This is a genomic window from Flavonifractor sp. An9, assembly GCF_002161245.1.
In the GTDB taxonomy this organism is placed as follows: Bacteria; Bacillota; Clostridia; order Oscillospirales; family Oscillospiraceae; genus Flavonifractor; species Flavonifractor avicola.
Window position 1 is genome coordinate 320966 of record NZ_NFHC01000001.1, and the last position, 13921, is coordinate 334886.

The 13921-nt window shown below is 61.6% G+C and carries 12 protein-coding genes; 7 read left to right on the forward strand and 5 right to left on the reverse strand.

Features of this window, described 5'->3' with window-relative positions; translation table 11 throughout:
• Positions 1 to 236 precede the first annotated feature (236 nt).
• Together pheT and pheS are read right to left on the reverse strand one after the other, a co-directional pair.
• Positions 237 to 2927 carry a phenylalanine--tRNA ligase subunit beta gene (gene pheT / locus B5G40_RS01555; protein WP_087398535.1) on the reverse strand — a complete coding sequence of 897 codons (2691 nt, stop codon included), beginning with the start codon at positions 2925 to 2927 and terminating at the stop codon, positions 237 to 239.
• Positions 2928 to 2945: 18 nt separating this feature from the next.
• The gene (gene pheS / locus B5G40_RS01560; protein WP_087271949.1) at positions 2946 to 3971 is read right to left on the reverse strand and encodes a phenylalanine--tRNA ligase subunit alpha; all 1026 of its coding nucleotides are present in this window, start codon (positions 3969 to 3971) and stop codon (positions 2946 to 2948) included.
• Between the two features lie 381 nt (positions 3972 to 4352).
• Here pheS and B5G40_RS01565 point away from each other — a divergent pair, with 381 nt between their 5' ends.
• A complete protein-coding gene (locus B5G40_RS01565; protein ID WP_242959114.1) occupies positions 4353 to 5888 on the forward strand; it encodes an NAD(P)H-hydrate dehydratase in 1536 nt (511 codons plus the stop codon).
• Positions 5889 to 5912: 24 nt separating this feature from the next.
• Positions 5913 to 6512 carry a hypothetical protein gene (locus tag B5G40_RS01570; protein WP_087398537.1) on the forward strand — a complete coding sequence of 200 codons (600 nt, stop codon included), beginning with the start codon at positions 5913 to 5915 and terminating at the stop codon, positions 6510 to 6512.
• 36 nt (positions 6513 to 6548) lie between these two features.
• Here the strand turns inward: B5G40_RS01570 and B5G40_RS01575 are convergent, their stop codons facing one another.
• Complete coding sequence (locus tag B5G40_RS01575) at positions 6549 to 6881, reverse strand: hypothetical protein (protein ID WP_087398538.1); 333 nt, start codon at positions 6879 to 6881, stop codon at positions 6549 to 6551.
• Positions 6882 to 7153: 272 nt separating this feature from the next.
• Between B5G40_RS01575 and alr the strand changes: the two genes are divergently transcribed.
• From alr to B5G40_RS01590, 3 genes are all read left to right on the forward strand, one after another.
• On the forward strand, positions 7154 to 8281 hold the full coding sequence (alr, locus tag B5G40_RS01580; protein WP_087398539.1) for an alanine racemase: 1128 nt from the start codon (positions 7154 to 7156) through the stop codon (positions 8279 to 8281).
• Positions 8282 to 8481: 200 nt separating this feature from the next.
• Positions 8482 to 8847, forward strand: a complete 366-nt coding sequence (locus B5G40_RS01585; RefSeq protein ID WP_087271958.1) for a type II toxin-antitoxin system PemK/MazF family toxin — start codon at positions 8482 to 8484, stop codon at positions 8845 to 8847.
• 54 nt (positions 8848 to 8901) lie between these two features.
• Positions 8902 to 9447 (forward strand): hypothetical protein, encoded by a 546-nt coding sequence (locus B5G40_RS01590; protein ID WP_087271961.1) that lies wholly within the window; start codon positions 8902 to 8904, stop codon positions 9445 to 9447.
• Between the two features lie 53 nt (positions 9448 to 9500).
• Here the strand turns inward: B5G40_RS01590 and B5G40_RS01595 are convergent, their stop codons facing one another.
• On the reverse strand, positions 9501 to 10160 hold the full coding sequence (locus B5G40_RS01595) for a GDSL-type esterase/lipase family protein (protein WP_087398540.1): 660 nt from the start codon (positions 10158 to 10160) through the stop codon (positions 9501 to 9503).
• The gene (locus tag B5G40_RS01600) at positions 10161 to 11540 is read right to left on the reverse strand and encodes an ROK family protein (protein WP_087327884.1); all 1380 of its coding nucleotides are present in this window, start codon (positions 11538 to 11540) and stop codon (positions 10161 to 10163) included.
• 199 nt (positions 11541 to 11739) lie between these two features.
• Here B5G40_RS01600 and B5G40_RS01605 point away from each other — a divergent pair, with 199 nt between their 5' ends.
• Positions 11740 to 12951, forward strand: a complete 1212-nt coding sequence (locus tag B5G40_RS01605; RefSeq protein WP_087188298.1) for an AGE family epimerase/isomerase — start codon at positions 11740 to 11742, stop codon at positions 12949 to 12951.
• 10 nt (positions 12952 to 12961) lie between these two features.
• The gene (locus B5G40_RS01610; RefSeq protein WP_087188299.1) at positions 12962 to 13819 is read left to right on the forward strand and encodes a MurR/RpiR family transcriptional regulator; all 858 of its coding nucleotides are present in this window, start codon (positions 12962 to 12964) and stop codon (positions 13817 to 13819) included.
• The last annotated feature ends 102 nt before the right edge of the window (positions 13820 to 13921 follow it).

Below are 13921 nucleotides of genomic sequence, written 5' to 3' on the forward strand. Positions count from 1 at the left end.
GTACGTTGCAGGAGACAGTGATCCAGGCGAATCCCAAAACCGAGTCCTTCCCAATGCGTGGCAAATCTGTAGAAAGTAGAGGTAGACCAAGTGATTGAACCCCAGGTCGAAAAGTAGCCCCCCGGTCACGATGGATGGCCGGGGGGTTGTGCTGTTCCTGGGCAAAAATGCGGCAAACCTCTCAACATAAAAAGTCCCCCGGCACTGCCGGGGGGACTTTTCACATTTTGGGGAAGTTAGCGCAGTACGGCGCCCAGTTCCTTCTCCAGAGCGGCCAGGATGCTCTTCACATCCTCGTCGGCCTCCTCGCTGGTGAGGGAACGGTCGTCGGCCCGGAGGACCAGGTTGAAGGCCACAGACTTCTTGCCTTCGTCCACGCCCTTGCCGCGGTAGATGTCGAAGAGCTTGCACTCCTTCAGCAGGCCCTTGGCTCCCTTGCGGATGCAGGCCTCCAGAGCGCCCACAGTCACCGCCTCGTCGCACACCACGGCGATGTCGCGGGTGAGGTTGGGGAACTTGGGCAGAGGCACATACTCGGGATCGGCGCCCTTGGCGGCCATGAGCGCGTTCAGCTCCAGCTCAGCGCAGTAGAACTGGGCATCCACGCCGTAGTTCTGCGCAACCAGGGGATGGACCTGGCCCAGCACACCGATGCGCTGGTCACCGGCGTACACATCGGCCACCCGGCCGGGGTGATAGGAGGGATTGGTCTCGCTGGGGACCTCGAAGTGGACATCTTCGGCCCGCAGATCCTTGAGAATGGCCTCCACACAGCCCTTGAGGGCGTAGAAGTCCATATCGCTGCCATAGGCGCCCATGGACAGCACCTTGTTCTCCACGGCCAGGCCGTCCTCGCCGCCGGGCAGGTAGATGCGGCCCACCTCATAGAGGCGCACGTTCTGGTTGCGGTAGTTGTAGTTCCGGGTCAGGATCTCCAGCATGGAGGGCAGTACGGTGGTACGCATGATGGAGGTATCCTCACCCAGGGGATTGAGGATCTTGAAGGACTGGCGGCGGGCATCGTCGGCGTCCCAGCGGATCTTGTCATAGCAGGTGGGAGAGATGAAGGAGTAGGTGATGATCTCGTCAAAGCCCATGGCCCGGCACAGGGAGCCCAGCTGGCGCTCCAGCTTCTCCTCCACAGAGAAGCCGCCCAGGGTGGTCTGGCCCCGCATGAGGGTGATGGGGATGTTGTTGTAGCCGTGGAACCGGGCCACTTCCTCGGCCAGGTCGGCCATGCCGATCACGTCGCCGCGCCAGGAGGGCACGGTGACCTGATCGCCTTCCACCTGGAAGTCCAGCTTCTTCAGGATGGACACCATCTCGTCCTCGGCGATGTCGGTGCCCAGCAGGCCGTTGATCTTCTCGGGCTCCAGCTTGAGGACACGGGGCTGGGGCACATAGTTGAGGATGTCGATGGTGCCGTCCAGCACCTCACCGGCGCCCAGCAGTTCCACCAGCTCACAGGCCCGGTTGACAGCGGGCAGGGTGTTCAGGGGATCCAGGCCCTTCTCAAACTTGGCGGAGGCCTCGGTACGCATACCCAGAGCCAGCGCGCCTTTGCGGATGCAGGTGCCGTCGAAGCAGGCGGACTCAAAGACTACGTCCATCGTGTCGTCCACAATCTCACTGTTCTCGCCGCCCATGATGCCGGCAAGACCCACGGCCCGATGTTCATCGGCAATGACCAGGTGGTTGGCGTTGAGCTTGCGCACCTGGCCGTCCAGAGTGGTGAGCTCTTCGCCCTCTTCTGCACGGCGGACGATGATCTTGCCGCCCTTCACATAGCGGTAGTCAAAGGCGTGCATGGGCTGGCCGTACTCCAGCATGACGTAGTTGGTGATGTCCACGATGTTGTTGATGGGACGCACGCCCATGGAGCGCAGCCGCTCCCGCATCCACTTGGGGGAGGGGGCGATCTTCACGTTGCGCACCATCCGGGCGGTGTACCGGGGGCACAGGTCTGCGGCGGGGGTCTCCACATCCAGCAGCTCCATCAGGCTGCCGTTTCCGCCGCCCTTGACCACAGGCTCGTGGAGGGTAAGGGGGGCGTCAAAGGTGGCGGCGGCCTCCCGGGCCAGACCGATGACGGAGAGACAGTCGGGGCGGTTGGGGGTGATTTCAAACTCCACCACATGGTCGTCCAGACCGATGACCGGCTTGATGTCGTCGCCGGGCTTGCAGTCCTCGTTCAGCACAAAAATGCCGTCGGGGATGCAGTGGGGGAACTCGGCCTGCTGGGCGTGGAGATCCTCCAGGGTGCAGATGGTATTGCTCTTGGTGTTGTAGGCCGCCAGGTCCTCCTCGTGGAGGTTGGGGCAGGTGGTGGAGACGGTAGCAGTGCCGTCGCCGGTATCCAGAGTGACGTCATAGGTGGAATAGCCGGTGGTGGTGACGCCGGTCACCTTGGCGCACACCACAGGGCCATAGACTTTGTGGCCGGGCTGGATGTCGGCAGGGATGGAGGGCTTGTCCTTGTCCAGGGGGTGATAGTCACCCAGAATGGCGGCGGGGGTGATAACGCCGTAGGGGAAGTCGCGGGTATCCAGACCAAGCTCAGCCAGGCCGCAGAACATACCGTTGGACACCGCGCCGCGCAGCTTGCCCTTCTGAATCTTCACGCCGCCGGGCAGGGTGGACTTGTGGAGGGCCACCGGCATCAGGTCGCCGGGGTGGATGTTCCAGGCGCCGGTGACGATCTGGATGGGCTCCTCCTGAGCCACGTCCACCTGGCAGATCCACATATGATCGGAATCGGGATGACGCTCCATGGACAGCAGGCGGCCCACCACCACATTGGAGATCTCCTCTCCCAGGTCGTGAGTCAGCTCCACCTTGGAGCCGGACAGGGTCATGGCCTCGGCAAATTCCTTGTCGGAGGCAGTCACAGTGACAAATTCATTCAGCCATTTTCTGCTCAGATTCATTGTTCCTACACTCCTTTCTTAGAATTGCTCCAGGAACCGCACGTCGTTTTCGAAGATCAGCCGCAGGTCGGCGATCTTGAACCGGCGCATGGCGGTACGCTCCAGGCCAATGCCGAAGGCCCAGCCGGAGTACACGTTGGGGTCAATGCCGCTCATCTCCAGCACCCGGGGGTGGATCATACCCGCGCCCAGCAGCTCGATCCAGCCCTCGCCCTTACAGGTGGGGCAGCCCACGCCGCCGCACTTGTGGCACTGCACGTCCATCTCGCAGGAGGGCTCGGTGAAGGGGAAGTGGTGAGGACGGAACCGGGTCTTGGTGCCCTTGCCGTACAGCTGCTCCACCACGGTATTCAGAGTGCCCTTCAGGTCGGCCATGGTGACACCCTTGTCGATGACCATGCCCTCCACCTGATGGAACATGGGGGAGTGGGTGGCGTCCACCTCGTCCTTGCGGTACACACGGCCGGGGGCGATGATGCGGATGGGCAGTTCCATGGTGTCCATGGCCCGGACCTGCATGGGGGAGGTCTGGGAGCGGAGCATCACACGGCTGTCCTCGTCAAAGTAGAAGGTATCCGACCAGTCACGGGAGGGGTGGCCCTCCTCGGCGTTGAGGCGGTCAAAGTTCAGCTTGGCCAGCTCCACCTCGGGGCCGTCCAGAACGGTGAAGCCCATGCCGATGAAGATCTCCTTGATCTCATCCAGGGCGATATACATGGGGTGGCGGTGGCCGGCCTTAACAGCCTTGCCGGGGACAGTGATGTCCAGGGCCTCAGCCTTCAGCCGGTCCTCCAGGGCCTTGGCCTCCAGCTCCTTGCCCTTGGCCTCCAGGGCGCTTTCCAGGGCGGAACGGACCTCGTTGGCCAGCTGACCCATGGCGGGGCGCTCCTCGGCGGACAGCTTGCCCATCATTTTCAGAACGGCGGTAAGCTCGCCCTTCTTACCCAGGTACTTCACCCGCAGGGCGTCCAGCTCCTGGGCGTTGCCGGCGCCGTCCAGTGCGGCCAGCGCTTCCCGGCGTATGGTCTCCAGTGTTTCCTTCATATTCGCAGCTCCTTTTGCAGTGATACGATTTGTAAACAAAAAAGCCTTCCATCCCAATCTATTGGGACGAAAGGCAAACCTTCCGCGGTACCACCCGCAATTCCCGCACGCAGCGGGCACTTTGGCCCCGATAACGTGGGGCAAATCCGTCCCTGTCTCCAGGGCCGCTCCAGGACGAACCGAACGGGCCAACCCCACATCCGCTTTCAGCCGGTGACGGACGCTCTCTGCCGGGCGGGGAACCGCTCTTTTTCCCTTCTTTGCAAGTAAGATTATTTATAGCACAGTTTGACAGAAAGTGCAAGATTAAAATTGACGGGACGGGATGGACAGCATATAATGGGGCTGCCTGAACGAAAGAACCAAGGAACAGGAGTGTGTATGAATATGCGGATCGCCACAGCACAGCAGATGCGGGAGACGGACCGGATCGCCATTCAGGAACGGGGAATCCCGTCCACCGGCTTGATGGAGCGGGCGGCAGCGGCCCTGGCCGAGGAGGTCATGAACCTAACGGGGGACTGCGTTGGACGGGTAGTGTGCTTTTGCGGGCCGGGCAACAACGGCGGCGACGGCGTGGCCTGCGCCCGACAGCTGCTGGAGGCGGGATTTGAAGTGCGGTGCGTCCTGGTGGGCAGCCACGAGAAGATGACCCAGGATACCAGAGCTATGGAGGCCAAACTGGCGGCGGCGGGAGGAAAACTGGAGCCCTTCCAGCCCGATGACGCCGGTTTTGCGGCCTGGTGTCTGGAGGCGGTTGCCATGGTGGACGCCATTTTCGGCATCGGGCTGAACAGCGATGTGCGGGGGGATGCCCTTACTGCCGTCCATATGATGAACACCTGCGACATTCCGGTGGTGTCCGCCGATATCCCCAGCGGGGTGGAGACCGACACCGGCCGGGTGCTGGGGGAGGCGGTGCGTGCGGCCCGCACCGTTACCTTCACCCTGCCCAAAGCGGGCCACTATGTAGGGAAAGGCGGACTGTGTACTGGCAAGCTGACGGTAGCCGATATTGGGATTCCCAAGGATCTGGTGGATGCCCTGGACTGTCCGGTGAGTACCGTGGAGGCGGCCGATGTACGCCTGCCCCGCCGGCCTCTGGATGCCCATAAGGGGGACTTCGGCCGGTGCGCCATTCTGGGGGGCTGCGTGGGCTATACCGGCGCTCCGGTGCTGGCGGCCCAGGCGGCGGTTCGCTCCGGCGCGGGGCTGGTGTCGGTGGGGGTGCCCACCCCTATCTGGGCGGTGGCCGCCGCCAAGCTGGATGAGGCCATGCCTTACCCTCTGCCGGCGGGCAAGGAGGGACAGCTGTCTCTGGAGGCCGGAGAGGTGATCCATCATAAGCTGGCGGGCTCCGGTGTGTGCCTCATCGGCCCCGGCCTGGGCCGGGGCAACGGTGTGGCCGCGGTGGTGCGTCACCTGCTGCATGAGATCCATATCCCCGTGATCCTGGATGCCGACGGCATAAACGCCTTGGAAGGACATATAGATGTACTGGATGCCCGGCAGGGCCTTCATACGGTGCTGACCCCCCACGATGGGGAGTTTGTCCGTCTGGGAGGCGATCTGTCCGACGGGGACCGGCTGGGGGCGGCCCGGCGCTTTGCCATGGAGCACAGCTGTTGTCTGGTGCTCAAGGGCCACCGCACCATCACCGCTTTCCCCGACGGTACTGCTTACATCAACACCACCGGCAATCCCGGTATGGCCAAGGGAGGCAGCGGCGATGTGCTGGCGGGCGTGATCCTCTCCCTGCTGGGACAGGGCTTGCCCGCCCGGCAGGCGGTGCCCATGGCGGTGTGGCTCCACGGCGCGGCCGGTGATCTGTGCGCCCAGGAGATTGGGGAGTACGGCATGACGCCTACCGACGTGGTGGCGGCGCTGCCCCGGGTGATCAAGGAATATGTGGAATAAAAATGGAATAAAGGGGGAGACGGAGTGCGCCGCCGGTTTGGTTCGTGCGTACTGACGATAACCCTGTGCCTGGCTCTGGCTGCCTGCGGCGGCGGGGCCACCGGCGCAGAGCAGTTGGCCCTGGACATCCGGGGGGAATATCTGGCCATGGAGGGCTGTACCGCCCAATTAACTGTGACCGCTGACTATGGACAGCGGGTCTATGAGTATGGTCTGGACCTGTCCTACCGGCGGGAGGGAGAGAGCGTGCTCACCGTCACCAGTCCGGACGCCGTGGCCGGAGTGACCGCCCGGCTGAAGGACGGCAGCGGGTATCTGGAATATGACGGCGTGTGGGTAGAGACCGGCCCCCTGGATGAAAGCGGTATGAGTCCCATGGAGGCGGTACCCGTCTTACTGCGCTATGCCACCGAGGGTTTTATCGCCGAGTGTGCCATGGAGGAGACCGGAGAGGGGCAGGTTCTGCGGGTGATCTGCCGGGACCCGGAGGCCAAGGCAGGGGAGGGCCAGGAGTGCTCCCTCTGGTTTGATCCGGACAGCCACGCCCTCCTTCGGGGAGAGTTGTCCCAGGATGGCTTTACCGTGATCCAGTGCGTCTTTTCCGGCTTTGCAACGATGGAATAAATACAGCGGGGTGCTGCCTGGCAGCACCCCGCTGTATTAAAATGCGGTGGTATCGTTGTCCTCAGAGTCGGCCTGAGCGGCTTCCCGCTCCAGGTCATCCAGCTCCGCCAGACGGCGGCGCAGCTCTTCCCGCTGCTGGGCATTCATCTGGCTGACGTGCCGGTCGAACTGCTCCTCCCGGCGGCGCTGGGCCTCCTCCTGGCATTTGCGCTGGAGCTCGGCGCCGTGCTTGCGGCCTTCCTCCACCGCGGCGGCGCCTTTTTCTACCAGGAACTTACCGGCCTTGCCCATCTGCTCGGCGGCCAGAGCCACCAGGCCTACGCTGGCCAGGCCTACATCGGCAAATACCTTTCCTACATCTTCCATCATGGAACAAACCTCCTTAGATCCCGCCTGATACAGGGGGCGGGAGCATGGTGCGAAAACTGTTTCTATGCCTATAGTATATCCGGAAGCAGGAAAAATGTCTTGGAAATTGTATGAACATTAGATGAAAAATCCATGAAAGACCGTTCGGTTCGGGGTTGTGACCGGCGGGGCGGCGTAGTATAATAAGGACCAATGAACTGCCCTTTGGCAGCTTTGCTGTGTCAGCCGCCCGGCGGCGGGCATTTTGTATCTCAAGGTAAAGAGGAAATCAGATGAAACAAACGCAGACAAGAACATGGACGGAGATCGACCTGTCCAATCTGGAACATAATTATCGGGCGCTGCGGGCCATGCTGCCCCAGGGCTGCCGGTTTCTGGGCGTGGTGAAGGCGGACGCCTATGGCCACGGCGCGGTACAGGTGGCCCGGCGGCTGGAGACGCTGGGCGCGGAATATCTGGCAGTGGCCTGCCTGGACGAGGCTCTGGAGCTGCGCCAGGCTGGAATCACCACCCCTATCCTGATTCTGGGTTATACGCCCACCGAGCGGGCGGAAGCTCTGCTGGACAATGGCATTACCCAGACGGTCTATGATGTGGAGATGGCCCGTGCTCTGTCCGATGCGGCAGCTGCTGCGGGCAAGACCCTGAAGATCCATGTGAAGGCGGATACCGGGATGTCCCGGCTGGGCTGGCTGTGCGGCGGGGAGGATCAGAGCGCCGCTGTGGAGGCCATTGCCCAGGTGTGCGCTCTGCCCGGCCTGGAGGCGGAGGGCATCTACACCCACTTTGCCAACGCCGACGGGGATGAGGACTATACCATGCTCCAGTTTACCCGTTTTCTGGATCTGTTGGAGGCGCTGAAGGAGCGGGGGATCACCTTTGCCATCCGTCACTGCGCCGCCAGTGCTGCTGCCCTGAAGTTCCCCTGCACCCACCTGGACATGGTCCGGCCTGGCATCGCCCTGTACGGACACTATCCAGATCCCTCCTGCGAGGGGCTGGACGGCCCCGGACTGCGGCCGGTGATGACACTCAAGACCCGGGTGGCCTCGGTAAAGGCTGTGCCTGCCGGGACCCCGGTGAGCTACGGCTGCACCCATGTGCTGGATCGAGAGACCAAACTGGCCGCCCTCACCATCGGCTATGCCGACGGCCTGCCCCGGCTGTGCTCCGACAGGCTGGAGGTGCTGGTCAAGGGCAGTCGGGCCCCCATTGTGGGCCGGATCTGTATGGATATGTGTATGGCCGACGTCACCGGGCTGGACGTGGCGCCGGGAGATGAGGTGGAGGTGTTCGGCGAGCACCTGCCCATTGAGGATGTAGCCGCTCTGGCGGGCACCATTCAGTATGAGCTGTTGTGCGCCGTGTCCCCCCGGGTTCACCGGGCCTACCTGGACTGAGGCACCGGCTGTCCGGCAGACGCATACAATGGGCCGGGGGAGAAAGGCCCGGCCAGGCGGCGGAGGACCGGCCTGCCCCGCGAAATTTTGCAGGACGGGTATAATTCCCGCCGCCCCGTGGGAGAATCATAGTGACCGCGTTACATAGGCCTCCGGTCGTGTGACGCTGGTGACTATTTTCCGGCGGAGTGTGAGCTTTTGTGGACAACAGCGTAAAACGCGGAGACATTTTTTATGCCGATCTGAGCCCTGTGGTGGGCAGCGAGCAGGGAGGCGTGCGGCCGGTACTCATCGTGCAGAACGACACCGGCAACCGACACAGCCCCACCGTGATCGCGGCGGCCATTACGTCCCAGACCGGCAAGGCCCGTCTGCCCACCCACATCGAGCTCTCAGCCAACACCTACGGTCTCCCCAAGGAGTCGGTGGTGCTGCTGGAACAGATCCGGACGCTGGACAAAAGGCGGCTGAGAGAGCACATGGGTCGGCTGGACGAAGCGCAGATGCAGCGGGTGGACAACGCCATCGCGGTCAGCTTTGGCCTGCACACAGAAACCATGGTTTAAGGACAAGAGGGGAGCCGTCCCCAAGGGCGGCTCCCCGTCAGACAGGAGGTACATATGAAGCAGAGCAAAGGACTGGTCCGGCTCATCTCCGGCGGTTTGGTCACCCTGGCCCTGGTGGGTGTGGCGGTGGCTGCCGGACAGCAGGGCAGCAAGAACGATCCCCTGGTCACCCTCAGCTATCTGGAGGATCAGGCGATCCCAGCCATTTTGGATCAGGTGGATGACAAAGTGGCGGACAAGCAGTCTGAGTTGGAGAAAAAGCTGTCCGATGTGGTGGACGGCTATGTGGATGAGGTGGAAAAAGCCCTCAGCGGCAGTTCTGGCTCCACTTCCGCCGGCGGTGTGTTCCAGATCGTTAATCTGAAGGCGGGACAGACTGTGGTGGGCACCGCGGCCTGCGAATTTCTGCTGCGGACCGGCACGGCAGTCTGTGTGTCCGATACGGCCCCCGGCCTCATCGACACCACTGACGGCTCGGCCCTGGCCGGCGGGAAAAACCTGACCACCAACCACCTGTATCTGGCAACCATCGATGGCCGGGGGGTCAAGGCCTCCGCCGATGTGACTATCATGGTCCGGGGTGGCTATACCATTAAATAATAATGTATATAGAGATAAAAAATGTGGACGGCAGCGCCGTCCACATTTTTTATTCAGATCAGGGTGGGAATCAGATGGGCCAGAGCTTGGGCCAGTTTGGCGTGGCTCTCCCGGGTCAGGTGCATATAGTCCACCGTATTGTAGGCAAGATTCAGGCTATTGGCGTCCAGAAAGGCGCAGCCGGTCAGCCGGGCCACGGCCTCATATTCCGCCGCCAGCCCCCGGGTCTTTTCCACACAGCCGGGCCCCATCTCATCGGCCACCGGGGAGGTATAGACACCCTCCTCAATGGCTTTGGGAGCAATCATAAGAATGTTGGGCTTGCCGTCCGGCCAGCAGTCCAGGGCCTGAGCGGCCCGGACCAGCCGTTCCATACCCCGGCCGATGGTGTAGGCGTTGGTCCCGAAGCGTTCCTTGGAATCATTGGTGCCCAGCATGACCACCAGCAGGTCCACCGGCTTGTGGCTTTTCAGGCAGGAATAGAGGCAGGACAGGGCGGACAGGCCCTCCTCCACCGGGTCGTCAAGCACGGTGGTGCGGCCGGACAAACCCTCCTCCACCACCAGATACCTGTCTCCCAGAGCCTGCTGCAGCCGGCAGGTCCAACGCTCCTCCTCATTGAAGCGGAAGCAGGAACCGTCGGCGCAGTCGGCAGGATCGGGACAGTAGCCATGGGTGTTGGAGTCTCCCAGACAGACGATGTGGCGCCGCATTTACTTGATCTCGGGCAGGGAGGCGGCGGCCACGGACTGACCCACACGGCGGGCCTTCTCGTCCGGCATGGTGGGGTTGATCTTGGAGGCGATATCAGGATACTCGTCGGCCAGCACACTCTTGCAGGTGTCCAGCAGCAGGTCGCCGCCCTTGCCGGACATAACGCGGCCCAGCAGCAGCACGTGCTTGAAGCCGTAGAAATGATAGTACAGAGCCAGAGAGTGGGCCAGATATACGCCGATGGAGCGGTACACCGCGGCGGCGCCGGGGTTGCCCTCCTCCATAGCCTTCTGCACCACCTTCAGCTTCTCGGCGGGGGAGAGGGCGGGGTCCAGCTCAATGCCGCCGGCGGGGGCCAGCTTGATGACACCGTCCTGAGAGAAATACTTCACGCCGCAGCCGATGTCGCCGGACCACTCGTCCTCCATGGCGTCGGGGTTGGCATCCACGGGGGCGAAGGCCAGCTCGTTGAGCCAGCCGGTGATGTTGCCGTTCTGGTCCACATAGCCGACGGCCTCGCTGGTGCCCATGGCAATGCCCATGATGTTGTTCTCTTCCAGGCTCATGGCACCGGCCAGAGCGGACACGTCGCCGTCGTTAGCTACCACATAGGGCACATCGCCAAAGGTATCCTTAATGGCGCGGATATAGATGTCCTTCACCTTGGCGTCAAAGTCCTCCTTGGGCACCTTCAGGAACAGGGAGGCCACCATGGTGCGGTTCTCGATGTAGATACCGGCGGAGGAGACGCCCACCGCGTCCACCCGGGGCATATGCTGGGCGGCGGACTTGAGGGCGGACACGATGCCCTCGTAGTGGTAGTCGGGGTCGGCAGTGATCTTGGGATACCAGACCACTTCCTCGCTGAACACAGGCTCGCCATCGATGACGGCGGACACCTTCCGGTCCGAGCCGCCGGCGTCAAAGCCGATGCGGCAGCCGCCCAGGTGACGGCCCACGGCCTGAGGATTGCTCTTCTCGGCGGGCACCTGGTCGCAGTACACCACCTCAAAAGGCTTCTCATACACATTGGACATGAAGTCGGCGTCGAAGGAGCGCTTGCCGCCCACGCAGTAGGTGGCCTTCATAGCCTCGAAGATATCCTTGTCGCCGCTGATGTAGACCTTGAAGCCGCCCATATACCACAGCATCGTCTTGATGAGCCGGTCCACATAGTAGCGGTCGGCCTCAGCCATGTCGGGGGTACCGTGGATGAAGGTCTTGTAGACGGCTACCTCGCCGCCGGCCCGCTCCACGGCCAGATCCAGAGGCTTTTTGGCGTCCTTCAGGAAGGATGCAAAAAATTTGCCCAGGGGGAGGAAACCGGGGTCCAGCTCGGGGACGTGTTTGACAGGGACTTCAATGCCAAGATGTTTCATGAGACATCCTCCTTAACATATATGGGAAACAGAAAGCTCGTTATATGTATAGGCTACCAGTTTTTTTTAATCTGTCAAGCATATTTTCAGGATTCTGAAAATTATTTTCTTCCCAGGTCTTGACGGGGGATGGACCGACGGGTATGATGGAACCAACGGGGGATCATCTCCCAACAATGGAAAGGTGGGAATTGCGATTATGGATATCACTGCACGTCTGCAGGATCATCAGAAATGGATCAAGGAAGAGCTGGAGCGGAGCGTCAACTTCTGGCTGAAAAATGGCATGGACCCGGTAAACGGGGGCGTCTACACCTGCCTGGACCGGGAAGGCAAGATCTTCTCCACCGACAAGAGCGTATGGATGCAGGGCCGCTGCGCCTGGATGTTTGCCTATCTGTGCCACACCTATGGGGTGAAGGACGAGTGGCTGGCTGCCAGCAAGAGCTGCCTGGACTTTATGGAGCGCTGCTGCATCAACCGGGAGGCAGGCAACCGGATGTACTTCACCGTGACCGGTGACGGCAAGCCCCTGCGTCAGCGCCGCTATTGTTTCTCCGAGGGGTTCTACGCCATCGCCAACGCCGAATATTATGGTGTTACCGGGGACAAGGAGTGCCTGGAGCGTGCCCGCGCTGCCTATGAGCTGATCTGGAATCTGAATCAGGGCCTGATCAAGGACCCCACCGGACTGGGCCCCAAGACCATTCCTGAGACCCGTTCCGGCCGCGCTCTGGCCAACCCCATGATCTACCTGAACATCACCTCCGTGCTGCGCCGGGTGGACCCCGAGCAGGCTGAGCTGTATAACCAGCGGGCCGCTCAGTGTGTGGACGAGATCTTCCGCTACCACTATAAGCCCGAGCTGGGCTGCACTCTGGAGAGCGTGGGCCCCAACGGCGAGTTCCGGGGCGATGTGACCGAGGGACGTGTGGTCAATCCCGGCCACGACATCGAGTGCTCCTGGTTCCTGATGGAGGACGCCAACCTGCGGGGCAACAAGGAACAGCACGCCACCGCCATCAAGATCTTTGACCAGGCCATCAATGCTGGCTGGGACAAGGAGTACGGCGGACTGCTCTACTTTATTGACTGCCTGGGCCGTCCCCCCGAGGCCTACGAGCACGACATGAAGCTGTGGTGGCCTCACGACGAGATCCTCATCGCCTCTATGATGATCTATCGTGATACCGGCGACGAGAAGTATCTGGAGTGGTTTGAAAAGACCCTGGATTACTGCAAGAAATACTTCTCTGATCCTGAGTACGGCGATTGGTACGGCTATCTGCGCCGGGACGGCAAGCCCACCGAGCCTCCCTGCAAGGGTTCCACCTTCAAAGGTCCCTTCCACCTGCCTCGGATGCTCATCATGTGCGATCAGATGATCGGCCAGATCCTGGAGCGGAATTGAGAGGGCGGCAATGCCGTTAGTGAATGTCTTTGAACGGATCAACAGCGAGTACTACCAGCTGACCAGCGCGGAGAAAAAGGTGGCCGACTACGCCGTTATCCACCAGCAGCAGACCCAGTTTATGTCCATCTCGGAGCTGGCGGAGGAGGCCGGCGTGGCCGAGGCCACCATCTCCCGTTTCTGCAAACGGCTGGGTTACAAGGGCTACAGCGCTTTTAAGCTGGCCATTGCCAACGCTACTGCCGGCCGGATGGATCACAGTGCCGCAGAGGCGGGAGAGCTGGAGGAAGAGGACAGCGTGGAGGGAATGTGCCGCGCTGTTTATCGCAGCGATTCCGAGGCCCTGGCCCAGACTCTGGAGCTGATCCAGGCGGATGCGGTGCGCAAGGCGGCGGATATGATCGTCTCCGCCGGCCGGGTACTGTGCATGGGCCAGGGAGGATCCATGATCCTTTCCCAGGAGTGCGCCCACCTGTTCAGCACCATTCAGCTGAATTTTACAGCGGTCATGGACTCCCATCTTCAGGCGATTGCCGCCTCTCAGCTCACCCCCGGCGATCTGGTCATCTATTTCTCCTACTCCGGCTCCACCAAAGAGCTGATGAAGAACCTCCAGATTATCCGGGACCGGAAAGCACGGATTATCCTGGTTACCCGGTTCCCCAAGTCTCCCGGCGCCGCCTATGCCGACATTGTGCTTCAATGCGGTTCCCGGGAGGGCCCCCTCCAGGGCGGTTCCGTAGCTGCCCGTATTGCCCAGCTCTATCTGATGGATGTACTCTTCCATGAGGTATGCCGCCGGGATCGGGAGGGCTGCCGTGCCAGACAGGAACTGGTGGCTGAAGTGTTGTCAGACAAACACATTTGATCGTCAACAGTGGAATTTGAAAAAAATTTGCAGACACCGCAAAAGAAGAAAGAAAATGTGCAATTCGCTATTGACAAATCTTGTGTTGAACTGTACAATCTA

Bases quoted from the DNA above. Each gene is read 5' to 3' on its own strand.
- pheT (WP_087398535.1), bottom strand. From the start codon at position 2,927: ATGAATCTGAGCAGAAAATGGCTGAATGAATTTGTCACTGTGACTGCC.
- pheS (WP_087271949.1), bottom strand. From the start codon at position 3,971: ATGAAGGAAACACTGGAGACCATACGCCGGGAAGCGCTGGCCGCACTG.
- B5G40_RS01565 (WP_242959114.1), top strand. From the start codon at position 4,353: ATGAATATGCGGATCGCCACAGCACAGCAGATGCGGGAGACGGACCGG.
- B5G40_RS01575 (WP_087398538.1), bottom strand. From the start codon at position 6,881: ATGATGGAAGATGTAGGAAAGGTATTTGCCGATGTAGGCCTGGCCAGC.
- alr (WP_087398539.1), top strand. From the start codon at position 7,154: ATGAAACAAACGCAGACAAGAACATGGACGGAGATCGACCTGTCCAAT.
- B5G40_RS01590 (WP_087271961.1), top strand. From the start codon at position 8,902: ATGAAGCAGAGCAAAGGACTGGTCCGGCTCATCTCCGGCGGTTTGGTC.
- B5G40_RS01595 (WP_087398540.1), bottom strand. From the start codon at position 10,160: ATGCGGCGCCACATCGTCTGTCTGGGAGACTCCAACACCCATGGCTAC.
- B5G40_RS01600 (WP_087327884.1), bottom strand. From the start codon at position 11,540: ATGAAACATCTTGGCATTGAAGTCCCTGTCAAACACGTCCCCGAGCTG.
- B5G40_RS01605 (WP_087188298.1), top strand. From the start codon at position 11,740: ATGGATATCACTGCACGTCTGCAGGATCATCAGAAATGGATCAAGGAA.
- B5G40_RS01610 (WP_087188299.1), top strand. From the start codon at position 12,962: ATGCCGTTAGTGAATGTCTTTGAACGGATCAACAGCGAGTACTACCAG.